Source organism: Catonella massiliensis (genome assembly GCF_016651435.1).
GTDB lineage: Bacteria > Bacillota > Clostridia > Lachnospirales > Lachnospiraceae > Catonella > Catonella massiliensis.
The window spans coordinates 3,095,034-3,119,400 of the sequence record NZ_JAEPRJ010000001.1 but is presented as its reverse complement, the minus strand read 5'-3'; the positions used below and the strand labels follow the sequence as shown (position 1 = coordinate 3,119,400).

The 24,367-nt window shown below is 37.8% G+C and carries 23 protein-coding genes; 1 reads left to right on the top strand and 22 read right to left on the bottom strand.

Annotated features, from left to right (window positions below):
• The first annotated feature begins 234 nt into the window (after nucleotides 1–234).
• The gene (locus JJN12_RS14010; protein ID WP_208430267.1) at nucleotides 235–690 is read left to right on the top strand and encodes a GAF domain-containing protein; all 456 of its coding nucleotides are present in this window, start codon (nucleotides 235–237) and stop codon (nucleotides 688–690) included.
• A gap of 137 nt (nucleotides 691–827) precedes the next feature.
• Here JJN12_RS14010 and manA read toward each other — a convergent pair whose 3' ends face one another.
• The 22 genes from manA to JJN12_RS13900 all read right to left on the bottom strand — a co-directional run bounded on the left by manA (nucleotide 828) and on the right by JJN12_RS13900 (nucleotide 24,358).
• Nucleotides 828–1,799: a mannose-6-phosphate isomerase, class I gene (manA, locus tag JJN12_RS14005; RefSeq protein WP_208430266.1), complete on the bottom strand. Its 972-nt coding sequence runs from the start codon at nucleotides 1,797–1,799 to the stop codon at nucleotides 828–830.
• Between the two features lie 23 nt (nucleotides 1,800–1,822).
• Entirely contained in the window at nucleotides 1,823–2,326 is a 504-nt protein-coding gene (locus tag JJN12_RS14000; protein ID WP_208430265.1) for a DUF4446 family protein, read from the bottom strand.
• Nucleotides 2,327–2,346: 20 nt separating this feature from the next.
• Complete coding sequence (locus tag JJN12_RS13995; protein ID WP_208430264.1) at nucleotides 2,347–3,222, bottom strand: ParB/RepB/Spo0J family partition protein; 876 nt, start codon at nucleotides 3,220–3,222, stop codon at nucleotides 2,347–2,349.
• Nucleotides 3,223–3,238: 16 nt separating this feature from the next.
• A complete protein-coding gene (locus JJN12_RS13990; protein ID WP_208430263.1) occupies nucleotides 3,239–4,012 on the bottom strand; it encodes a ParA family protein in 774 nt (257 codons plus the stop codon).
• Between the two features lie 94 nt (nucleotides 4,013–4,106).
• Complete coding sequence (locus JJN12_RS13985) at nucleotides 4,107–5,405, bottom strand: transglutaminase domain-containing protein (RefSeq protein ID WP_208430262.1); 1,299 nt, start codon at nucleotides 5,403–5,405, stop codon at nucleotides 4,107–4,109.
• 215 nt (nucleotides 5,406–5,620) lie between these two features.
• Nucleotides 5,621–6,856, bottom strand: coding sequence for a transglutaminase domain-containing protein (locus JJN12_RS13980; protein WP_208430261.1), 1,236 nt, complete (start codon nucleotides 6,854–6,856; stop codon nucleotides 5,621–5,623).
• 170 nt (nucleotides 6,857–7,026) lie between these two features.
• Nucleotides 7,027–7,242: a hypothetical protein gene (locus tag JJN12_RS13975; RefSeq protein ID WP_208430260.1), complete on the bottom strand. Its 216-nt coding sequence runs from the start codon at nucleotides 7,240–7,242 to the stop codon at nucleotides 7,027–7,029.
• A gap of 573 nt (nucleotides 7,243–7,815) precedes the next feature.
• The gene (locus tag JJN12_RS13970) at nucleotides 7,816–8,682 is read right to left on the bottom strand and encodes a DUF6414 family protein (RefSeq protein WP_208430259.1); all 867 of its coding nucleotides are present in this window, start codon (nucleotides 8,680–8,682) and stop codon (nucleotides 7,816–7,818) included.
• 273 nt (nucleotides 8,683–8,955) lie between these two features.
• Complete coding sequence (locus JJN12_RS13965) at nucleotides 8,956–10,038, bottom strand: DNA cytosine methyltransferase (protein ID WP_208430258.1); 1,083 nt, start codon at nucleotides 10,036–10,038, stop codon at nucleotides 8,956–8,958.
• Between the two features lie 20 nt (nucleotides 10,039–10,058).
• On the bottom strand, nucleotides 10,059–10,964 hold the full coding sequence (locus tag JJN12_RS13960) for a hypothetical protein (protein ID WP_208430257.1): 906 nt from the start codon (nucleotides 10,962–10,964) through the stop codon (nucleotides 10,059–10,061).
• Nucleotides 10,965–11,007: 43 nt separating this feature from the next.
• Complete coding sequence (locus JJN12_RS13955; protein ID WP_208430256.1) at nucleotides 11,008–11,214, bottom strand: helix-turn-helix domain-containing protein; 207 nt, start codon at nucleotides 11,212–11,214, stop codon at nucleotides 11,008–11,010.
• 166 nt (nucleotides 11,215–11,380) lie between these two features.
• Nucleotides 11,381–12,775: a group II intron reverse transcriptase/maturase gene (gene ltrA / locus JJN12_RS13950; RefSeq protein WP_208430255.1), complete on the bottom strand. Its 1,395-nt coding sequence runs from the start codon at nucleotides 12,773–12,775 to the stop codon at nucleotides 11,381–11,383.
• 491 nt (nucleotides 12,776–13,266) lie between these two features.
• Nucleotides 13,267–15,102 (bottom strand): leucine-rich repeat domain-containing protein, encoded by a 1,836-nt coding sequence (locus JJN12_RS13945; protein ID WP_328706809.1) that lies wholly within the window; start codon nucleotides 15,100–15,102, stop codon nucleotides 13,267–13,269.
• 15 nt (nucleotides 15,103–15,117) lie between these two features.
• Nucleotides 15,118–15,942, bottom strand: a complete 825-nt coding sequence (locus JJN12_RS13940; protein WP_328706827.1) for a leucine-rich repeat domain-containing protein — start codon at nucleotides 15,940–15,942, stop codon at nucleotides 15,118–15,120.
• 90 nt (nucleotides 15,943–16,032) lie between these two features.
• The gene (locus tag JJN12_RS13935) at nucleotides 16,033–16,248 is read right to left on the bottom strand and encodes a hypothetical protein (RefSeq protein ID WP_208430252.1); all 216 of its coding nucleotides are present in this window, start codon (nucleotides 16,246–16,248) and stop codon (nucleotides 16,033–16,035) included.
• A 253-nt stretch (nucleotides 16,249–16,501) separates the two neighbouring features.
• Nucleotides 16,502–16,687: a type II toxin-antitoxin system Phd/YefM family antitoxin gene (locus JJN12_RS13930; RefSeq protein ID WP_208430251.1), complete on the bottom strand. Its 186-nt coding sequence runs from the start codon at nucleotides 16,685–16,687 to the stop codon at nucleotides 16,502–16,504.
• Nucleotides 16,688–16,824: 137 nt separating this feature from the next.
• Complete coding sequence (locus JJN12_RS13925; RefSeq protein ID WP_208430250.1) at nucleotides 16,825–17,931, bottom strand: HigA family addiction module antitoxin; 1,107 nt, start codon at nucleotides 17,929–17,931, stop codon at nucleotides 16,825–16,827.
• Nucleotides 17,924–18,277 carry a hypothetical protein gene (locus JJN12_RS13920; protein WP_408610924.1) on the bottom strand — a complete coding sequence of 118 codons (354 nt, stop codon included), beginning with the start codon at nucleotides 18,275–18,277 and terminating at the stop codon, nucleotides 17,924–17,926. Before JJN12_RS13920 ends, JJN12_RS13925 begins: the two co-directional genes overlap by 8 nt.
• Before the next feature lie 149 nt (nucleotides 18,278–18,426).
• A complete protein-coding gene (locus JJN12_RS13915; protein WP_208430249.1) occupies nucleotides 18,427–20,439 on the bottom strand; it encodes a beta-galactosidase in 2,013 nt (670 codons plus the stop codon).
• A gap of 114 nt (nucleotides 20,440–20,553) precedes the next feature.
• Complete coding sequence (locus JJN12_RS13910; protein WP_208430248.1) at nucleotides 20,554–22,188, bottom strand: glycoside hydrolase family 43 protein; 1,635 nt, start codon at nucleotides 22,186–22,188, stop codon at nucleotides 20,554–20,556.
• 3 nt (nucleotides 22,189–22,191) lie between these two features.
• Complete coding sequence (locus JJN12_RS13905; RefSeq protein ID WP_208430247.1) at nucleotides 22,192–23,367, bottom strand: glycoside hydrolase family 5 protein; 1,176 nt, start codon at nucleotides 23,365–23,367, stop codon at nucleotides 22,192–22,194.
• 61 nt (nucleotides 23,368–23,428) lie between these two features.
• Nucleotides 23,429–24,358, bottom strand: a complete 930-nt coding sequence (locus JJN12_RS13900; RefSeq protein WP_208430246.1) for a carbohydrate ABC transporter permease — start codon at nucleotides 24,356–24,358, stop codon at nucleotides 23,429–23,431.
• Nucleotides 24,359–24,367: the final 9 nt, after the last annotated feature.

Genomic DNA, 24,367 nt, shown 5'->3' with positions numbered 1-24,367 from the left:
TTCTTTTAAAAATTCATCTTCATTGCTCATCCTGTTTCTTCCTTTACCACATAAAGTTAAATCCAAAAAATATACATTTCATTATATAACAAGATAAGTGTCAATTACAAGTGGCTTAAGTTTAATCTTTTCTTACAATTTTTTGAAACTTTTTCCTGTTACCTGTTTATCTACTTGTTATGAACAAATAATTGTGATATTCTGAGACAAAATATTACAGCCAAAGGAGAATATATGACAAACTATTCACTCATATCAAAAGAAATAGAGGCTCTTACATCTGATGTAAGCGACCTCATTGCCAATCTTTCAAATGTATCAGCCCTCTTAAATATGGAGCTTACTGATATAAATTGGGTTGGCTTTTATCTGCTTAAAGATGATAAGCTAATCCTCGGACCTTTTCAAGGTAAGCCTGCCTGTGTAACCATATCTTTAGGAAAGGGTGTATGTGGAACAGCGGTGTCCACTGACAGCCTCCAGCTGGTAAAGGATGTCCACGCATTCCCGGGGCATATAGCCTGCGACTCTGCATCAAACTCAGAAATAGTCCTTCCTTTACACGATAAATCCGGTAAAGTAGTAGCTGTACTTGATATCGACAGCCCTACCTTAGGACGTTTTAGCGAAGCTGATGGGGAGGGTATCCTCCTCTTACAGCCTGTTCTTGAGGATATATTTAATCGTTAGTAAAGCCGGATATTATGAGCTTCATATCATCATTTAGTGCAGCCAGATATTATGAGCTCCATATCATCGTTTAGTGCAGCCAGATATTATGAGCTCCATATCATCGTTTAGTGCAGCCAGATATTATGAGCTCCATATCATCGTTTAGTGCAGCCAGATATTATAAGCTCCATATTACCTTTAAGTTCATAAGCACCAAAGCCATAAGGGAGGATGAAATGTTCTCCCTTTTTTATATCATACTTATCGCCATTTTCACTTATAATCACTCCCTCACCCTCTAGCACGCTAACCAAGGTGAAGTCTGTTTCCTGAGTGAGTTTTACCTCTTTTTCAACCCTGATATAGCTTACTTCAAAGAGGTCACATACTACCAGATTTCTAACTTCAGAACCATTCTCTAAAGTCTTGCAAGCCCTATGTACAGGCTCTTTTTCCTCAAATGGACAGGTTATGACATCAAAGCACTTGTCTATATGGAGCTCACGAGGCTTGCCGTCCTGAAGCCTGTCATAGTCATACAGTCTATAAGTTATATCACTGTTTTGCTGCGTTTCAAGGATAACGGTGCCTCCCTTTATAGCGTGTACAGTACCCGGCTCTATAAAGAAGAAGTCTCCTTTTTTTACCGGGATTTCTCTGATAAGACCTCTGAAGTTCTTATCATCCATGTATTTGTGGAGCTCCTCTTTGTTCTTAGCGTTGTGCCCTATTACTATGGTTGCACCTTCTTTTGCATCAGCCACATACCAGCACTCTGTCTTACCTAGAGAGCCACCCTCGTGCTCTTTAGCGTAGTTATCATCAGGATGAACCTGGATGGAAAGGTCGGTTTCAGCAGAAATCAGCTTGGTTAGAAGAGGGAATACCTCTGCCTTTCCGGACTTTCCCCAGAGCTCTTTGTTATCTTGCCACAGCTTACTAAGCTTCTTTCCTGAATATTCGGACTTCTCTCTGGTTTCTACTATGCAGTCACCATTCTTATGTGCGCTAATCGCCCAACATTCTCCCGTTTTATCACTTGGTATATCATAGTGGTATAAATCCCTTAGGGCAGTTCCACCCCATATCATTTCCTTAAATACAGGCCTTAAAAATAAAGGTTGCATGAGCTTCTCCTATCTGTAGGTGTCTATCTTGTTTTCTTGTTTCCAATTGCCTCTGCAATTGCGGCTGCCTCTTCCTCCGCAAGCTCCACATCAGCAAGACCATCTGTTATTTTCTTAACATATGTGTAGGTACCTGCTGTGGTACTGTGTACGGAGTTAATGAGAAAACCATTGTCTCTCTCATCGAGCATCACGATAACTGAGCTTAACTGACCTCCCATGTCAGCCATGGAATCATATCTGTATATGGCTGCCTTCTGATATGTGGCTTTAAGCCTTCTAAATATCATTTCAATGTCTTTGCTGTTCTTATTCTGAACCTCTTTAATCTCGGTAATCTGTGCAAATTTCTCTGCTATCTTATCTTCAAGGCTTCCCTTGCTGCCTTCCGTTAATCTTTCTATCCTCTTTTTAAGTCCTGAAATCTTAACAAACTGAATGATATCAAATATAAAAAGCAGCAGTATTACTCCTGCCAAGCTACATATTATATACTCCGCAATAAAATCATAACCAAACAACTTCATTTTGCTTACCTCTTATATCCCTATTTCTTGATTGTGGAAAGTAATTCTGCTATTCTGTCCAGTTCTTCAACTGAATAATAGTCTATTTCTATCTTTCCCTTGCCATTGTTTCTGCCCTTGATGCTTACCTTACTGCCCAAAATGCTCTTTAGGCTCTCTTCAAGCTTCTTGTACGCAAGCCTTTCAGAAGTTTCCTTATCTTTCTCAGGCTCTTTATTCTCTAAGATTTGCTTAATCAGCTTTTCAGTCTCTCTCACACTGAGCTTCTCATCAAAGATTCTGGTTGCGAGGTTATGCTGCTTATTTTTATCCTCAACCGCAAGAAGAGCTCTTGCGTGTCCCGGTGATATAAGCCCTTCCGCAAGCATTGACTTAACTCTATCGTCAAGCTTAAGAAGCCTTAGTGCGTTCGTGATTGCAGAACGGCTTTTAGACACTCTTTCAGCAAGGTCATCCTGCTTCATTTTATACTCGTCTATAAGATTCTTAAATGCTTCGGCCTCTTCCACAGGGTTTAAGTCCTGACGCTGGATATTTTCAATAAGTGATACTTCCATTATTTCTTTGTCGGTATACTCCCTTATTACCGCAGGAATCTTCGTGAGTCCTGCAAGCTTTGAAGCTCTCCAGCGCCTCTCGCCCGCTATTATCTCATAGCGCTTTCCTCTTTTTGTGAGAATGATGGGCTGAATGACACCATGTATCTTAATGGATTCCGAAAGCTCTAAGAGCTCATCTTCGTCAAATCTTTTTCTTGGCTGCCCCATATTAGGGTCTATTTCAGATATTTTTATTTCTAAGAAAGACTTATCAGCCGCCTCACTTAGCTCTGCCTTAGTCTTTTTCTCAGGAATCATCGAATCAAGTCCCTTGCCTAACCCTTTTTTCATTTCCATTATTATCCTCTTTCTACTAATATCCTGTTACATCGCTCTCTATGACCTCATCAGCCAACGCCCTATAGCCTTCTGCGCCAGCCGACTTGGAATCATAGATATTGATTGGCACACCGTGGCTTGGTGATTCTGCCAGTCTAACGTTTCTTGGTATTATCGTCTTGTATATGTTCTGCTTCAAAGTATCCTTTACGTTCTCAACCACCTGAAGTGAGAGGTTGGTGCGGGCATCATACATAGTAAATACCACACCCTCTATGTATAGCTTTTCGTTCATCCTCGCCTTTACAAGCTCTATTGTATGTATCAGCTGGCTGAGTCCCTCAAGTGCATAGTATTCGCACTGTATCGGCACAAGCACCGAATCTGCTGCTGACATTGCATTTACGGTTAGGGTGTTTAAGGATGGCGGACAGTCAAGTATAATAAAGTCATAGTCTGCCCTCACAGCTTCGATATGCTTCTTAAGAATATAATGCTGGTCAGGTATTCCTATAAGTTCTATCTCAGCCCCTGCAAGGTTTACATTTGCCGGCACAACCGACAGGCCGTCATACACATTCTCTATGATGCAGTCACTAAGCTCACTCTCTCCTAAGAGGAGCTCGTACACTGTGTTTTCAGCATTGTTCTTATCCACTCCCAGTCCGCTTGAAGTATTCCCCTGTGGATCAATGTCTATAACCAGTACCTTTTTGCCCTTTTCCGCAAGGCAGGCTGACAGGTTGATTACAGTGGTCGTCTTGCCCACACCGCCTTTTTGATTTGCTACCGCAATTACTCTCCCCATGTCTTCCTCCGAGGTTGAATCTATGCTAATTTATAGTTAATTCGTTCCTAACTTTATAATGATATCACAATTTCTGCCAATAATCTATAGACAGTTAGGAGGCTTTCTTTAGGGAAAACGAGTCATAACTGTTCTCTGTATCATAATGTAATGCCTGTTCCGGTCCCAGCGGATAGTCAGCATTAGCGGCAGGGTATTTTGTTCTGTCCCAACTATGATCTCTACTCATTGTAGCATCTCCTTTTAAATAATAAGCTCTGGTTTCAAAGTAGTCATATTCTCCGCTTCCATCATACTGCCCCCTATTCCATGTATTGTCGAGATGATACCAGTTGCCGTCAATCTTCACCAAGTTCCAGGCATGAAGCCCATCATCAACATTACCAGTTATATAAATGACATCAAGGCCTGCAGCCTTTGCAAGCCTGTAGAACATCTTAGCCTTTGCATCACATACCCCTCCCTTACCATAAAGCAGGGCGAAGCTTGTGTACACAGAATATCTCCCTAGGTTTCCTCCCGGACACGATAAAGTATCCGTTGACGAGAGTTTCTTTTCACCATAGGTGTATCTGTATTCTTTAACCATAAAGTCATTAATTGCTCTCGCCTTCTCTTCCTCTGTCATTTCGGGCTTTATGTTTTCTGCAACCCAAGATTGCACAAAATTATTCAGATCAGCGACTTCCTTCCTTGTGATATCATACTTTATTTTTGTTTTCCACTTAAAATAGTTCTTATACTGAATAAAATCCGAATCATCTCCCTTACTGTAGTGAACTATGTCATTAATTTCAGGTATTGCGTATAGTTCATCCCACAGTGCATTATACTCTTTTTGATTGTTATACGATAAGACTCTGTTATCTACGTTAATAGAAAATTCTTCATCCAGATTCTCTGTATGTGCAACTATACTCTTAATAAGCTCTTCCTTAGTCTTTATAATGGGCTGAATATTGGCTAAAATAGTCTTTGCCTCAGCCTTGTTTATCTTGTAATCAGGTTTTAGTGTGAAATAATAGTATTTGCCTCCATTGTCATGTGTTGATGTTTTATATCCCTTTGTATGTGACATTATCTCATTATATTCTACACTTTCAGAAAGTCTATCAAATATTTTTTTAAATTCATTATCATTGTTTTTGACTGCTTTCTTTGATATCTTTAGCCTAATGTCCTTATCGAGGTTGATTACATGCTTTATAATCGAGTTTATCAGTTGCTTTTTTGTATTGATTATCTTCTGCTTTTGTTTAACATTTTTGCTCTTTTTAACCGCAACCGTTACAATCCTTGATGTACCTGCATTCACACTATTCACTTTAGTATATACACCGCTTGTTATACACAAAATCAGCACGAAGCTGAATATAAATGATATCCTTTTCATTTTACCCTCCATACCATTTAGTTTTGACCACAATATATTATCATAAATTAGTATTATTTTAAATAAGTTTGCTTTGAATTGCTAAATAAATGAGAAAAGAAGCCTGTTTATATTTTAGACTTCTTCTCTCGTTACATTTATTTAATATTTAGTTTCTAATATAACACTTCTTTACAGGTTAACCTTCAAGATGAAAACTGCTATAAAAAGAGCTTCTACGATACAGGATAATCATAGTTTGCCGCAGGATAGTTCTTTGCATTCCAGCTATGATCCTTCCTCATTGTTGCATCGCTCTTAAGGTAGTAGTCAAGCCTTGCAACGTATTCGTTCTCTCCGGTTCCTTCATAATGTCCTCTGTTCCAGGTAACATCAACATGATACCAGTAGCCGTCGATGTTTACCAGGTTCCAAGCATGAAGCATTCCTCCTGCACGACCTGTAATGTAAAGCACCTTTATTCCTGCTTTTTTAGCAAGCCTATAGAACATCTTCGCCTTTGCATCACATACTCCACCTTTTCCGTATAACAGTGAGAAGCAGGTATATACTGAGTATTTGCCAAGCTTTCCGTCAGGATATACTTTCGCATTTTTAGCAGGTGGCTTAACATTGTCGCCGAAGGTATATCTGTACTCGCTTACCATGAAATCATTGATAGCTCTTACCTTCTGTTCCTGTGTCATCCCTGAGTTTATATTATTTGCTACCCAGTTATTTACGAACTTGTCCAAGGCTTTGATTTCCTTCTTGGAGATATTGTACTTTACGCGGATTCTCCACTTATAATAATTCTTGTATTTCTTATACTTATCATCAAAGTTAATTCTGTAATGATTAATATCACTGATAGTAGGATTAGCATATAACTTATCCCAGAACTTGGTATATGATGCTTTATTCTCTATCTTTACAAGCTTACTGCTAATGTTTAAGGTGTATTCATTGTCAAGATTCTTAACATGCTTTGCTACCTGCTTGATAAGCTGTTTTCTGGTCTTGATGATAGGCTTCACCTTGGCAAGAATTTTCTTAGCCTGAGCCTTATTGATGGTATACCTAGGTCTAAATTCCCATACATAGTAGTTTTTATTGTAATTATAACTGTCGATATCCCAGTATGAGGTATGTTCCATTATTTCGTTGTATTTCTGATTGTCTGATATCTCATAAAGCAATTTCTTATACTCGTTGAAGGAGTACTTCATTGCCTTTCTGTTTACTAATAGTCTGATTCTACTGTCAAGGTTAATCACACGTCTTGCAACCGCTTTCTTAAGCTGCTTTCTTGTGTTTACCTTTTCAAGTCTGCCATACGCAACTACATTGCCTCTTGCAGCAACTACAGTCCCACCTGTATCTGCACTAACACTCTCAGAAAATGTTGGCAAAAACGACAGGCTAAGGAGTATCATCATCGACAACAACAACTTAAAATAGATTTTTTTCATCGTTACCTCCAAATTTCTAATATTGACGATAATACTATATCATATATAGTTTACTTTTTATTTAAATATTTTATAACTTTTATATTACGTTTTTATAAATCGGGTAGGAGGCGATGACTAACCGCCGTCCTCTCACAGCACTGTACGTACGGTTCTCGTATACAGCGCTTTCAATAGTTGACGTGCACAGACTGATAGGCTGTGGCTAAATCATAAAAGCCACTGTTTATCAGTCTTTCTTTTGTCATTGCCATATTTATGGCAACCGTATGTGTTGTAAACCAATAGCCACGTCTGCTGTTTGCCGCTTTCCATGCCAGGTCTTTAGGAACACCCATTCCCCTAAGATTTCTGTATCTAGTTCGCACACGTTTCTTCCTCTCCATCTATCTGCCTCATCTATCATGCATGATTCCGTGTAGTTATCGGACTTTGGCTTGTTATGCAGTCTTATCCTCATGCATAACCTCATATGAGATTTCTGTTCGTCAGACCAGAGATTTGCCCATGAATTAGTATCTTCCTCATATCCAGCTTCCTTCAGATTCGAGGTCGCCCTCGACACCCTTGCTTTCGGCTATATCCTTCCCACTACCGGGCGGATTCGGGACTTTAACCCGTTAGAAACGTGCGCCGCTAGGCGCACCATTAAAAAAGGAACCGATTTCTCGATTCCTTTAAGTTAATACTATTTAATTTTTATATTTCATAAAGCTGATTATTCTCGATTCTGCAGAGCAAATAGCTTGCGTTCTCGCCAAGTAATACCCAGTACTTAGTGGCGAAACGCCACTAACTGGGCAATGGCTGCGCCCTTGACCTGCTAAAAGGGCTTTGGACTTAAACTTGATTAAGCCTTTACCTACAGAGCTTGTATAAAGTTCTGTGTTTATCACTTTTCAAATAATGATTTATTAATCAATATCTCAAACACTTATGCTCTTTGTAATATGGTTAAGTTAAATATAAATAGCAATTGGGATAATCATAATAACCGGTGCACTTATGACGGTCTTAATTCCACCATCACCAAAAAACTGGTTTAACGATGGATCCGAAAATAAATCCTTAAATTCTTTCATTTTATCTAATTGAAGCTTAGAGAAAACAGTATTTCTAAGCAGACTTATCTCACCATCTTCCATAGAAATTTGAATAACTTTACCTAATATCTTATAGTTTCCATCAGTAACTTCACTCATATTGTTGTTTAGAAAATAATTCTCATCTGTCGGAAGAACAATACTCATCTTATCCGCTACGCAAATTATATCTTTCTTTCCATCTGCTTGCAGACCTTTAATCAAAGCATCCACTTGTGAATTGAATCTGTTATCTGCCATAAACTTGTCTTTTTTAACCTGATTGCTCTTAGGCTTATTGTCTGTAAATAAGTTCGCCAAATCAATAAATTCCTTCAAGCCAGACAACATCTCAATAACTGGATTATTTTTTAGAATTCCTTGCACTTCAACAAAGTCACCAATACACAATTTTGTAATATCGCGATTAATTAGCTTCTCATTGTCCAGTTGACCCTTTAACTGCTGAAACAAAGAAACCGGAGTATGTGTTCTTTCTTCAACAACAGTCTCTCCATTACTTGAATTACCTTTATGATTTCCTCGAATTCCTACATTCAAAAAGGCAAACAGATTATTAGTACCGACATTTGCCTCTATACCGTCTTCACGATTTTTGTTTTTTGATGTTTGAACATTCTTAACCTCCGTAAAACCATCCTCAATTGTTGCTAACATATCAAACACAATTTTGGTATTAAGATAAATCGGTATCGTGAGTTTATCCTTTTCTATTTTATCCATTAGTATATAACCGCCTTCCTTAATAAATAGTATGCTTGTAAGGTATACAAATTTCTAATTTATAGGTATAAACAACTCCTAGCAAATCAATCCTTATATAATAAGCTATATCCATTTCATCAATATACACTTTCTACACTAGAATCTTTCATTATGTCCTTAACAACATCATCAAAGACCAGCCTTGCTTTTTTATTCTTTCTCCACCATAATGATATAACACTTTTCAAAGTCCTACAATTATATCTTGGTTAGCATGCGGTTATCTCTTGGTTAGTCTTTGGTTATCATTTTACTATTTTTTCTATTCCTTGTAACATTCATATCATCAATCGCAATAACTTTATCTCCTTCTCCATTGAGGTATAGCTTAATAGCTGTTGCAATTTCATATGCAAGATTGACTGGAACTGCATTTCCAATCATTTTATATGCATTGTTAGTGTCTTCATATATAAATTTAAAATCATCCGGGAATCCCTGTACTCTTGCCACTTCTCTAATTGTCATTCTCCTGTAAAGTTCTTCTTTTCCTGTGACAAACCTGCAATCATTAAGTCCATGCTTAACCATTTTAGGTGCCTGAGGGTGTAGCTGGCATTGCCTGCCTGATGCTTGTACAGTAAAGGCTTGTTCATCCCATCCTTTTACTCTATTGCGACTCATAAATATTGGTGAATAGGCTCCTGTAAAGTATTCGTTGTTATTTATTGCATTAGGATTACGACGATTCTTTTTTGCAGATGGCACTGCTGTTTCCTGCAAATCCCATATAGTATCCCTTAAAGTGATTTTTTTATCATCATCTTTTGTTGAACCAGCAGGAAATCTAAAATTTATTTTCAAATCTTTCCTAAATCCAATGTAAAAAACTCTTTTTCTTTCTTCTGCTACACCATAGTCTTTGGCATTAACTAATGTCAAGGACACATCATAACCAGCCTCTTCAAACATCTTTAATATATTTTTAACAGCTTCTGAATGCCTGTTCGCAAGCATTCCGCTTACATTTTCTGCTAAAAAAAACTTAGGCTGAAATTCCTTAAGAATACGAATATAATCAAAGAATAATTGTCCTCTCGCATCCTCAATCCCTTTCAAAGCTCCAGCTTCTGACCAAGATTGACAAGGAGGCCCTCCAATGATTCCATCCACCTCTTCTGACAAATATGGTAAAATATCTTCCTTTGTAATTTGTCTTACATCTCCTTCTATAAGATGGGTTTTAGGGTGATTTACCTTAAATGTTTCCCATATAGTTTTATCATACTCATTAGCTACCGGTATGTTAAATTCAGCACGCTCAAATCCAAGATCAAGCCCACCACATCCGGAAAACAAACTAATAACATTCATATATCAATAATCTCCTAAATTTATTCTTTTAATAAATCTTCATCAACATCAATTCCTGGTCTTATATCAGATATATTTCTTTTTCCAAGATAAGCTAATGCTCTTCTAACAAGTGGTGCCATATCTTTTTCTCCAGTATACTTTAACGGATTATCATAATGAAAAGATGGAGTCATTTTTCCATCAATCACTTCCCATTCAATCCTAACCGCTAAAGCTCTTTGTCCATCTGCACTTTCTTCATCCGTTCTATAGTTATTAGCTGTAAAAATAAAATATGTATCACCTATATTTGCATTATCAATTAATTCCATTTGGTTAATCACATCATTTGAAGCATGAATTTTTTCAATACAAGTAACCAGTAAGTAGTCTGCTACACCTGAATTTGAGACTTCCTGTCCATTCACTATTGAATCCTTCTTATCCTTGGTTAAATTAGTTCCTTTATAAACATAGTCTCTAATTTCTCTATCACTCAACGGAATCGGTACAGATAAGGCTCTTGGTCTGTCTGCAATTTCCAACTTCCACCCAACTGTAACTGAGTTTTGCTTTATTGGATAATGTCCCGATGCATACATAAGTACTCTTGTCTCAAAAGAACTTCTTAGTGAAGTGCTTGCATTAATAAGAATATTCTCCCAGTCTGGACCCAAATAAGCTTCAACATCCTCTTTTTTCAGCTTATTTCCCATAAACTCCTTATTCTCATTTTTTACAGAAATTTTTATTTCAAACTCTTCACCAGTATTTTTGTCTCTTGCTTTAACAAAAACATCTGTTTTACACTCTCCTCCACCCTTTGGTCTTGGTTTTCCAGCATATATTACTTCACATAGTTTTTCATGATACTGGAACAATCTGTCATTTTCAAAAGTATTAATAATATGTTCTTCTAATAAACCATAATTTTTGCTTGGCATTCTACAACCTCCATAATACATCAATTGTTACTTATAGTCAACATTACATATCTTTAAAAAACTCACTAAATTTTACACCAAGAGCATAAATTATTTTTTCTAAACTTTTAACAGAAGGATTCCTTTTCCCTTGTTCAACTCCTGCTAAATATGTCCTATCAATTTCTGCTTTTAGGGCTAACTTCTCCTGGCTTAGTCCAAGTTCAGTCCTTAGCTCCTTTACTCTTAATCCAATTTTATCTGTAATCATTGCAATCCTCCTCTGCATAAGATTATAAATCTTAGTTACTTATAAGCCAACGGATTATAAGTAACATATCCTCATAAATATTTATTAGATAATTATCGAGTAGGAGGCGGTGACTAACCGCCGTCCTCTCACAGCACTGTACGTACGGTTCTCGTATACAGCGCTTTCAATAGTTGATGTGCACAGACTGATAGGCTGTGGCTAAATCATAAAAGCCACTGTTTATAAGTCTTTCTTTTGTCATTGCCATATTTATGGCAACTGTATGTGTTGTAAACCAATAGCCACGTCTGCTGTTTGCTGCTTTCCATGCTAGGTCTTTAGGAACGCCCATTACCCTGAGATTTCTGTATCTGGTTCGCACACGTTTCCATTGTTTCCATATACACATACGTATTCTGTGATAGAGCCATCCATTTACATCACTCATGTTGCTCTTCATACTTGCTATTCCATAGTAGTTAAGCCACCCTCTTGCATATACCTTAATTCTTTCTAGGCTCGGCTTGATTGACTGACAGTGCTTACGGGAAGAAAGCTCTTTCAGTTTCGACTTAAACTTCTCCCATGACTTTGCATGAACTCTGACATATATGCCACTTTTGTTCCTTCCCAATGCAAAGCCAAGGAATTTAAAATTTCGGATTGCAAATACGCTGACAGTACGGCTTTTCTCTCTGTTCACTGTAAGTTTCAGCTTCTCCTCGAGATACCTCGTACTGCTCTCTAAGAGTCTCTCTGATGCCTTCCTACTTTTCGCAAGAAGCACTATGTCATCTGCATATCTTATGCATGGGACACCTCTTTTCAAGAACTCCCAGTCGAATTCATTGAGGTAGATGTTCGCAAGCAAAGGGGATAGATTCCCTCCTTGTGGCGACCCTTCCTCTGTTTCGATAACCACTCCATTTTCCATTACGCCACTTTTCAGATACCTCTTGATAAGTTGCACCACACGTTCATCTTTTACGTTTTTCCTCAGAAGGTTGATAAGAATCTCGTGGTTGATTGTATCGAAATATTTCGATAGGTCTAGAACTACTGCATATGTGTAGCCCTGTTCGGCGTACTCCTTAACCTTTAGTATTGCTCCTTTTGCGTCTCTGTTTGGGCGGTAGCCGTAACTGCCGTCTACAAAAAGTGGCTCATAGATTGGCACTAACTGCTGTGTTATCGCCTGTTGAAGTGTACGGTCTATCACTGTTGGTATGCCAAGCTTCCGCACACCACCATCTAGTTTGGGAATCTCAACTCGTCTTACTGGAGACGGAGTATACTTTCCACGATAAATACGTGCCGTTAACTCTTGTTGATGTTCCTGAAGGTATGGAAGCGCCTCTTCGATAGTCATTCCATCAACTCCAGATGCTCCCTTGTTTGCCTTAACCCTCTTATACGCTCTGTTAAAGTTATCCTTATACAGTATCGCTTCCAAGAGCTTCGGCTGTGCACTGTCTCTTTCTTTCCATATCAGATTAAATGACCTGCGCGCTTTTGCATACCCTTCATGTTCCGCACTATCTCTCTGCAAACAGCCACTGTTTTCAGTGTTTTCTGCCATGACTAGTCATTCCTCCTTTCTCAGTTATACTTGAGACTCCTATTGATTCGGTCCTTTGTCTCTCGACTACTATGACCTCTGTCCACTTCTGTGTGTTCAGCATTGCTCCCAGCAATGGTTACCTCTTTCAAGGCTTATCACACAGACCTCCCTAGGTACCACACGTTTCTTCCTCTCCATCTATCTGCCTCATTTATCATGTCAGATTGCGTGTAGTTATTGGACTTTGGCTTGTAATGCAGTCTTATCCTCATGCATAACCTCATATGAGATTTCTGTTCGTCAGACCAGAGATTTGCCCATGAGTTAGTATCTTCCTCATATCCAGCTTCCTTCAGATTCGAGAGCACCCTCTACACCCTTGCTTTCGGCGCATCCTTCCCACTATCGACCGGATTTGGGACTGTACCCGTTAGAAACGTGCGCTACTAGACGCACACAAAGAAAAAGAGCTGTTATCAATTAAACAGCTCCTTTTATCATGTGCACAATTACTTAACCTTTATATCTTTTATTATCCTGTCTTTTTTACTTGATATGCTTAGTCTGATTTTTTTATTTTTAGGATTCTTCTTAAACCTAAATATAATTACCTTATCATTTTTAGTCAGCTTACTTAATCCTCTTACTGCAAGTTTTACCTTATAATCCTTAAATTGCAATACTATATACTTGGCTTTATTGATTGTAGCTCTTTTCAAAACCTTTGAATGTATCTTTAATACACCGACATCATTAATACTTAGATTCTTTAAATTTATAATGCCGTTAAAGCCTGAAAGCCTGATAGTTTTTATACTCTTGTTTACACCATTTATAGCTGCTTTAGATGAAAGCGGTATCTTTTCAGTAGCAATATCAAGTTTTTTATCGTTTTCTCTATCTACCTTTTTATCCTGTAATGTATCATTACTTTCTTTTCTTGATGAATTATCACTAACAGCAGTAGTTATGATAGGTACGAGTGGGGCAGCAGGATTTGATTTGTACTTCAAATTATCTGCCGCATCTTTTGCTGCATCCTTTACTGCATTAAATATGCCTTCTGCGTGATATTTATATATATCTTCATACTGTATCTGACTGAAATCACCTATATTTTTGGTAACAATATCATTAACATTTAAGCCTTCGTACATCGCTAAGGTTGCTAATGCTCCTTCATGGTAACCTTGATTGTCCTCATCTACATTTTCAATTTCCTTACCATATTCATTTTTCTGCCCCTCACCTATGGTGTAACTCATATCAAATACATATATAATTTTCCCCTGCCTGTCATAATATAGGTTTACACCAATATAATATTCCGGTATAGGAAGTGGAGTATGCAGTAAATATACGCCTTCAGCCAAGTATCCCTTTGATATTTCTCCAATGTTGTTGCACAAATCACCTAAGTAATATAGCTCTTTCTCTATTCTCTTTAATTTATTACCGACAACTGCAGAATTATTATAAACGGTTTCTCCATATTTAATCTTAGCCTCTAACTTTTTTAGATCTGACTTGTTGGCTGTCTTGGGTGATTGTAAAGTGTTAGTTGCATATTTTAATGCCTTATCAAGCGGTATTCTTGTAAAGAACCAGCGGACATCATTTATAAATTTAAGCTTCTTAGACACTGTAAGTTTCCCCTGATTTAAGATATCAATCAGGGTTTCACCTTCTTTGAGCATATCCTCATACTGCTTCACGGTGCTTTCCCTTAGTGCTGTCTTATCAAGTTCCTTGATTTCATTGTTAACCTTTATTAAATCTTCACTTTCATCGGTATAATTATAAGGATCCAATATGTGTCCATCACCGTCAGGAAGATTGTTTGGATTTTTGCCATTTATCGTTTGTATAACTACCTTATCAGGATTTCCTGTAAAACTGTTGAAAGCAATATCGGCAACTGTTTCAGGCAAGTTTATTTCATTTAATCTGTTTTTTGAAAAAGCTTCTTCTTTAATTGTTTTCAAGTTTCTTGGTAAGTTAACTTCTGTTAGTTTATTATCTGCAAATGCTTGTACAGGTATAAATGTTATTCCATCCGGAATCGTAACGCTTTCTAAGGCATTTGACAAAAATGCCATTTCTCCAAGAGAGGAAAGATTTGACACTTCCTCAAATATAACAGTTGTTGCTTCACATTCTCTAAAAGCTGAAGAACCTATCTTTTCAACGCTCTGCGGGATTATTATTGCATTTAACTTATTGATATGAAATGCGGCATTGTCTATAACTTTCAGACCATTGTTTAACTCGAGAGTGTCTATTTTATTGTTCATAAAAGCACCCTGGCCTATTTTTACCAGTTCTTCACACTCTCCAAGTACCACATCCGTTATATTATTTTACTGAAATGCAAAATCTCCAATAGTTTTAAGTGATTTTGGCAGTGTTACAGCCTCTATATCAAGCTTATTTAGGCTTTGTCCCTCAAAGTCAACATTTCGAAATGCTGAATCTGAAATCTCAGTTATAGGCTCATTATTGTTGTTAAATCCCGGAATAACTACCTTCTTGTTTACCTTTACTTTTAGAAGTCCCGTTCCAGAAAATCCGGTAACCGCTGTCCCTTCAAACTTAAAATCTCTGTTATCCCACTTCTTGTAGTTTAATTCTATCTTAGAAACCCTTTTGTCGGCAGAGGGATTTATAAAATAATTTTCCTTGTCAGGTAGATTATTGGTATTTTCACCATCTGGCGTCTTTAAGACGACAAAATAAGCATACTCCGCCTCTCCATCGTTACCGTTAAACGCCGCCTCTTCTATCATGTTTATACTGTCAGGGATATTTACGGTCTTTAGGTTATTATCCTCAAATGCCTGCTCGCTTATACACTCTATCTTATTTCCCTTAAATATAACATCTGTAAGCCTATTCCCCTTAAAAGCACGCTCTCCAAGTGATGCAAGGTTCTCAGGTAATATCAATGTGCCCTGTATATTTGAATCAAAAAATCCTGTATCACCTATGCGCTCAAGTCTTTTAGGCAATGTCAAATTGGCTATATTGCAATGACCAAATGCATATTCACTAATGTAGGTTATTGTATCTGCGAATTTTATAGAACTTAATTTTACATTGTAAATGAAGGCATCCTGACCTACATAAGTATAACCGTCCGGTATAGTCAATGAAGTTATATCGGTCTTTGCAAATTCCTCACCTATATCTTCTATTTTGTTTCCATCAACATCATTTTCTTCACCATACTCCTCAATTGCAGTATGTTTATTATAGGCAAAGGCAAAGCTTCCTACCTATGTAACAGGCTTTCCCTCTGCATCCTTAGACGGAAGTTCAACGGAATGATTTGAGGCAAGTTTTTCTATACCTGCCTTAGAAAAACCATAAACAACCCCTTTTTCAATTACAAAATCTTCATAGCCCCAAGTACCCTCTGCTTTTGCAATTGTCAGTTTACCAAACAATATAAAAACAGCAATAAAAAAGAACAATAAAACACGTTTTGACATAACTACCTCCCATAATATAATAGTATCCCCCATAATTAAACAGATATGTGGTTACAAAATTTGTTAGTTATAGCTAACTGATAAATGTTAACATATTATATGATTGTAGTCAACCAGATTAATTGGGTATGTACCATGATAAAAGCTCTAACCTGTGGATATTTGAAGGGTTATCAAATGCAAGCGAAAAACTAAAATTATCTTTTATAATTTTCCAGTTGATGAAATTATTACTTGTTTTGTAACTTGTATTTTATAGCCCATACTTTGTCCTCAGCTCCCCTAATGCTTGCCTTGCATCCTTTATCTGGCCTTTTTCTATCTGTTGTTCTGATATTTCTATATCTCTGTACATAGATAACTGTTTCATCGTCTTTCGAAACGTATCAGAGATTTCAGAAGTGTTTTTCAGATCTTTAATTGATATAATTTGCGGCATAATTCTATCTCCGTGTAGGTATTGGTAGTGTAAAAAACCATCTGTTTTTTATTGTTAAAACATCTCCAAAGCACTTAATTTAGATAAAATGAATCTAAAAAGAGCGATGTAATTACCTTGAAAATATAGCATTTGCTTTAAGCAGTATGTTTTATTTCAATCACATACTTTTCTTTTAGTTTTGAGCATCTGTTCTGGGCGATTATTCCTTCGTGCTGTAATCTTCCGGCTACAATGCCTGGGTGAATTCCAATTGTATTTGCAAATTCAACTATTTCATCATCAGAAGTATATTTTGATGGAGCAAACCTTTTATAGTCCGCAGGAGAAATCAGATAATTTGTTGCAAATTTATCTGCTTCTATTTCAAGATTATTATTAATATCCATCATCTCCTCAACTGTAGTACTAATAAATACCATTTTAATTTTCTGCTGCAGCACATGCTTTATTTCATGAAATAATGAAAACCAAAACTTATCTGCATTAAGTCCTCTATTATTCATCGCAAGCACTACTCTATCCTCTGTCACCCACTTAACTGCTCCATTCACTCCTGAATTCTTCAAATGCGGTAATAGAACAAATGCGATGCCACATTCGGCAAAAATTTCATTCATTCTTGGCAAGAACTCTTCAGGTTCCTTTAGAGTCATCCCTCTAAGCTCCGGTAAATATCCTTTTAATTTTGCAGCATTATAAGGCTTAGTCTCAATGCTTTTTGAAAGATTCATAGCTGTTTGAATCCAAGCTCTGGAATTAATAATGTGTTTCATTTTATTGCAAGATGAACTTGTTCTAAAGTTCACTAAAAAATCCTCTTTCAACATAATTCTTAAATCTGCAACTCTGAAAAACTTACATAAGTTTGCCACTTTATCCTTGATACTTCTTGTCGTTGGCAAACCAACTACATCAATAAAATACTTATAATCTATCTCTTTCACAAGTTCTGCCTGTGCATCAATATCCTTAGCCAGTTGTATCTCAATAAGCTTCTGATCATAAGTATTCTGTAAGTTCTGCCAAACATCCAGACTGGTGCCAAGCATTACAGAAAGCTTCTTCGCTAAGTCATTAGATATATTAGCCTGCCCATTTATCAACTGGCTTAATGTCTTTGCCGTTGTTCCCATTCTTGTTGCAAACTCAGCCTGACTAATTTCCATGTCTTCAATAACATCTGCAATATAATACCCAGGGTGAAAGGCCACTATATCTTTGTATTCATTTACATTACTCATAATGGTTTGACACCTCCGTCACCTTTACAATTTTAATCATTTTACACTGTGCTAAAATATCTCCTTCTGTGATTTCGTTTCCACTGACATCACAAGGAATCATTGTAACTCTATATCCTGTATTCCCTAAACGTATGCTCCATTCATCTTTTCTGTCACCTTTTAAGTGTTCAAAATGAAAAGGAGGATAATTAGCAATATCCAATAAAGATTCTGCATTTAATATAAAGTTTTCTGTAGACTCAAGTTTCTTTTTTACCTGCTCAGGATATCGCCATTTTTTCTTATACTCAGAACAAAACTGTTTCTTTGCAGTTTCATTCTTATACAGTATCTTCATCCCCAATTTTAATTTTTGTCCCCCTTTAATTTCATTACTATTTTGGTAATAAAAATTATAGCACAGTTTATGTTCAATGTAAATATTTTTAATACATATCAGAGATTTCAGAAGTATTTTTCAGGTCTTTAATTGGTATTATTTGTGGCATAATTCTACCCCACAAGCACTGCCACTCCCCAGTCTTCTAGCCTTAGCTTATCCCCTTTTACATAGCTTTTTCCGGTAATGGCATCTGTATAGCCCTTCTCAGCCTCCACGCATATCTCTACTTCAACAGGCTTACAGGAGTAATTAAATACATAGTTTAGCTCCTCGTTTAGTTCGTTTACACCTCTTCTGGTTATCACCGGAAAAGCGGTCTGTACAGGGAGATTTTGCTCCTTATACACTTCCTTTAACGCCTCTCTTAAGACCTCCTTTAGCACAGCCTTATCCAGATATGAAGCTATATAATAAGCCTTTCCGCTTCCGTACTCATTGCAGGTTACGGCAGAATAATTACTCCAGTAAATATGCTCATAAGGATGGATTTCTTTAGCTGTATCGGCGGTCACAAGCTCTGCCACATACTTTACTTCTTTTCCGCCTGCTCCCATATTAAGAGTATGAGTAAATTCATCATAATGCACTCCAAAGCAGTCAGTAAGCCCCGCAGGAAGGGTTTTAGTATATACGCTAACTCTTCTGTCTGCTACAAATGAGCGAAAGCTCCCTATGAGGATACCACCGTTTTTCACAAACTTGTCAAGCTTTTTAGTAAGCTCTTTAGATACACAGTAAAGTGCAGGGCAGATGATGGCTTCATACTCATTAGGATTTGCGTACTCGGAGAAAACGATGTCACATTCGAGGTTTTCCTCATAGAGGCTGTCATACATATATCTTACAACATCATTATAACTAAGTTTTTTATCTATAGGAAACCACTTAAGCGCACTTAAAGACAGGGTATCAACCAAAAGGGCAATCCTGTTTTTCTTCTTTATGCAAAGCTTTTCCTTTGTAAGTGTCTTGATTTCATTGCCAATCTCGGAAATCTCATTGTATATTCTGGATGGCTTTAAGTCATGGCTTAAAATGCCCTTCCAGTAAGTCTCAAAGCTTTGATGGATGGAGTGCCAGTTCCAGTACATTACTCCATCTGCACCAGATGCAATATGGCTGAAAGCGTGAAGCCTGAGCTGTTTTGGGAATGGGCACCAGTACTTAAATGCCTGTGACTGGCATTCAAGCACAAAGTAGTTGTCATTTTTAAGACTTCTTATTTCATCTCCGCAAAACGCTATCTCTGCACCTGTCAGCTGAAATCCAGTAGGATGATAGATGTCAGTTCCCACGTGGGTAAGGGCATCAGAAGCTCTTAGGTGATGGATACCATCCTGTATCCCATAAGAATAGCCATCCTGAGCTATATCAGCTCCAAACTTTCTCCATTCAAAGTCAAAGTTGTGTGTAATAAACTGCTCCGGTTTTTTATATTCATTTACAATCTCAGCCTGCATTTTAAGGAAGTTAACTGCCATATCTCTCTGAAATTCTTCAAATTCACAGGCAAGGCTTGCATTTATTGTCCCCGATATGTCAGGAAAATCCTCCCACGAGTGGATACTGTTACTCCAGTAAGCAAGTCCAAAATCTTTGTTAAACTCCTCTATGTCTGTATATCTGCTTTTAAGCAGACGTATAAACGCTTCCTGAATCCCTGCTCCGAAGTTGTCATAATGCTTGGTTTCATTGTCTATCTGAAATCCTATAACCTGTGGATGATTCGCTGTATGCTCTAAGAGTTTTCTGATTATTCTACCACCGTAGAATATATATGTATCTGATAAAAGGTTGAATATCTGCCTTTTACCATATTTTACATCGCCGTTTTTGGTATGGACAAGTACGTTTTTATCAAGCTTTGCAAGCCAAGATGGTATAGCATATGTAGGAGTGCCAATTATTACCTTGAGACCATACTTTCCAGCTCTTTTTAGAACTTCATCAATATGGTAAAAATCATACTCTCCCTCTTTTGGCTCTAGGGTACTCCAGGTAGATTCCGCTATTCTTACTACATTCATCCCAGCCTTTTGCATAAGGGCAAAATCTTCGTCTATCCTCTCATAAGGCATATATTCAGGATAGTACGCACAGCCATACAAGAATTCATTTTCCATTATCGTTCTCCTTATCAGGTTAAACAAAACATCTGTAGACAGTATAACTCAAAATGTATGAAATTACACTGCTACAGATGCTTTTGAGGTTCAGGTTGGACTTAAACCATAGCTTTATTCTTCTTTATTAGTTACACTAAAATAATCAAAATCAGCTTCCTTCTTGTGAAACATACTGTCTACTGCGAATATACCTACCATCGTGCCCGTAAACTCACCGTATTTGCAATATTCATCCGAAAGCTTATCCGTAGCAAAAACAGGTCCAATAGGCTTGGTATCCTCGCCCTCATATCCCCATTTGAAATAGCTTTCTCTGCCCGATACGATTAGTTCAAATCTAAGCATACGGCAATCAACAGCTGTTCTTGTGTCCAGATGTTCTTTCTTTTCACCATTTTCAAGGGATATAATTGCAACCGCAGGCTGCTTAAGAGTATCTGAATAATACTTCCTAAGCGCTATATAATTCATATTGTCATAATAAAGCACCAGGCCGGCACTATGTTGATATATCTCAGGGTTAAAATCTAAGCATACAGAAGCCTCAACTTCTACTGATGGTAGTTTTCTGCAAAGGAGGCTCACTCTATTAAGTGAAGATAGAGATTCCTGCCCCCTAAGTCTGATAAAGCCTTCCCTGCTTTTGCAGTCTGTAAATTCACTGGGGAATATTCTTGGGGAATAATAGTCCTTTCTTAATACCGTCTCATCAAAATCATCTCTGTCCGGTAGTATCTCTGCATCAAAAGCAGGCAAATCTGCTTCCTCTGTTTCAATCTTAGCCAGATTAGTGCCATCTGCCATTCTAAGCCAGCCATCATCAGTCCATACCATTTTCTGAATCGCACTTTCTCTCCCCAGAGTACATCTAAGCTCCGGCACAAACGGTCTTGCACATAGATGAACCAGATAAGCAGTTTTTTCATCCAGATTAACATAACTACCATGTCCTGACTTTTGCAAAGCCGACTCAGGATTATAGTATCTTGGCTTTAGGTGATCCCAATCTGCCCTTTCATTTGAATTATTTGGCGATGAGGTCAGTATGGGATTCATAGGGTCCTTTTCAAACGGCCCATATGGAGACTTTGACCTTGCCATAGTAACACAGTGATTGTATCCCGTTCCGCCTTCTGCACACATTAGATAGTAATACTCTCCCCTTTTAGTAAGGTGAGGTGCTTCAATACAGCCTCTATCAGTACCACCGTTGTATACCCGCTTAGGATATTCCTTCAGGCATTTGTTCTTAGTATCATACTCTGCAACACAGATTACACCTGGCTTTTCATAACCGTCTCTAGTCTCCCACTCCAGAGAAACTATGTATTTTCTTCCATCATCATCGTGTAGTATAGACGCGTCAAATCCCGCAGAATGCAGATATACAGGTTCTGTCCAAGGACCTCTTATATCCTTTGCTTTTATAAGGTAGTTATCTACATCAAAGTATCTGGCATTCATAGAGTTCATCACACCATAGATAACATAAAAGCTATCCTCTTCCTCGCAGTAGGTAAGGCAGGGAGCCCACACTCCTTTTGCAGATGGAAGCTTCCTAAGTTCAACCTGCGAATTAAGAGTTAATACATGTGTGTATAACTCCCAGTGTTTCAAGTCTTTGGAATGATATATGGGGATTCCGGGTAACCATTCAAAAGAAGATACTGCTATGTAAAAATCATCTCCCTTTCTGCAAATGCAAGGATCCGGGTTAAATCCTGTAAGTATTGGATTCTTTATCATAGTCTACTCCGTTTCAAACCACCCAAAGGCTGCACTTCTGCCAAGATCCCAAGGATCCCAGCCTTCCCAGCCTTTGGTATTTACAGTATCTGTAAGTAACTTGTAGCTCCAGTAATAATAGCCGCTTCCCCCATTCCACGCCTCAAGCTGTGCCTTACAAAGAGTTTTGTAAATATGCTTTTTTTCTTCATCACTAAGCACTTTAGTTATATCTTCCATCTCACCATTTAATACAGACCGACCGCCCTTTGTATCCCTTCCACAAGCGAGAGAGTTAAAAAGGCACCACTCTCCGCAGATTACAGGAAAATACTCCTGCATTTCCTTTACGTCCTCTTCATACACATCTTTTATATACTTTACATAAGAATCAAGAGTTTGTGCGGTTCCCTGCATCTCAGCCACCATCAGATACTGATGGGTATCAAGGACAACATTTTCAAACCTATCCTCCCTCATAAAGTCCTTCCACTCTTTGAGGCGGAAGCCATCGTGAAATACAACGTATTTTTCCTTAGGGAGGTATTTTCTTAGCCTGTCATAAGCTTTTACATAAAACTCACGTAAAAATTTACTTGTAACAGGACCTGAGCCCTCAGCCTTTTTACTATCAACAGGCGGATATCTCTTTTGAACCATGTCCCACAAATCCTCAGATACAGGTTCATTTATTATCTGGATGCCCCAAAGTCCCTTTCTCTCTCCATAGCGGTGTGCAAGCCTTTCAAGTACAGTCAGCACAAATTCAACCTCTTCGGGTTCGCTAGACCACTTGCATACTCCACTTATTCCGCCATTGTCAAAGCCGTTCTGACTATCAGGTGCAGTATGTAGGTCTATAAGAATACTGAGCCCATATCGCTCTGCCCAGTTGAATGCCTTGTCAAGCTCTTCAATACAGCCTATAAATGGTTCTCTGTCACCAAATATGAAGTATGGAACGGGTATCCTTACTGAATTTAAGCCAAGAGACTTTATGTATACAAAATCTCTCTCAGAAATATACTCAGCCCTGTGCTGGCGTATTCTTGCTTCATATACTTCTTTTGGAAGCTGTGTAGGAAGATAATATTCATCTTCCGCTGTAGTCCCTGCAAAGAGCTCCGGACTCATCCATTTCTCTAGAACCAGCCAGTTCCCTAAATTTACACCTTTTACTTTATCAATTCTTGTATTCATTTTTTACCTTTCTAATATTTGCTAGTTTGTTAAATGTATCACGATCTTTACTTTATAAATATCAACCCTTTACAGAACCCACTGTAATACCTTTTACAAAGTACTTTTGTACAAAAGGATATACAAGGAGTATAGGGCCGGTTGCAACTATTGCCATTGCCATCTTAAGACTGTTAGACGGCAAATCAGCCACACTGATGCCGGACTGCGAGGCTATTCTTGCGAGCGCCTGCGTCTGCTGTAAGAGATTGTATAGCATATACTGTAGAGGGAACTTAGTATTGCTGTTTATATAAAGCATTGCATTGTACCAGTCATTCCAATATCCGAGTGCCATAAACAGTCCTACAGTAGCAAGGCCCGGCTTAAGAAGCGGGAAGACTACCTGGAAAAAAATCCTGTACTCCCCTGCACCATCTATCTTTGATGCTTCTATAAGTGATGGCGGTATTGTGTTTACAAAGCTCCTCATTATGAGCAGATAAAATACGTTGAATAATCCAGGCAATATGAGAGCCCAAAGACTGTCCTTTAATTTCAAATACTGAATGTAGAAGATATAGGTTGAAACCATTCCACCGTTAAAAAGGGTGGTAAAGTAAAAGAAAAATGAAAAGTGGTTTCTGTACTTAAAATCTTTTCTACAAATTACATAGGCTGTCATAGTGATTAGTAAAGTACCTAAGATAGTACCAACACCTGTTATTAAGATAGATATACCATAGGCACGAAACACTGTAACCGGATTCCTGAATATGAGACCATAGGCCTTGGTTGAAAAATCATTGATAAAAAGGCTGTATCCCTGTGTCCTGATATAGTTCTCGGATGTAAATGAGCCTGATATCAGCACTATAAACGGTATTATACATATGAGAGCCATAAGTCCAACACATACATAGGCTAATATATAAAATAACTTTGAAGAAGTGCTAAGCTTAACCTTAGAGCCTAAGCCGCTGCTTTCTATGTCTTTATTTTTAGCTGCCATATTTTCCTC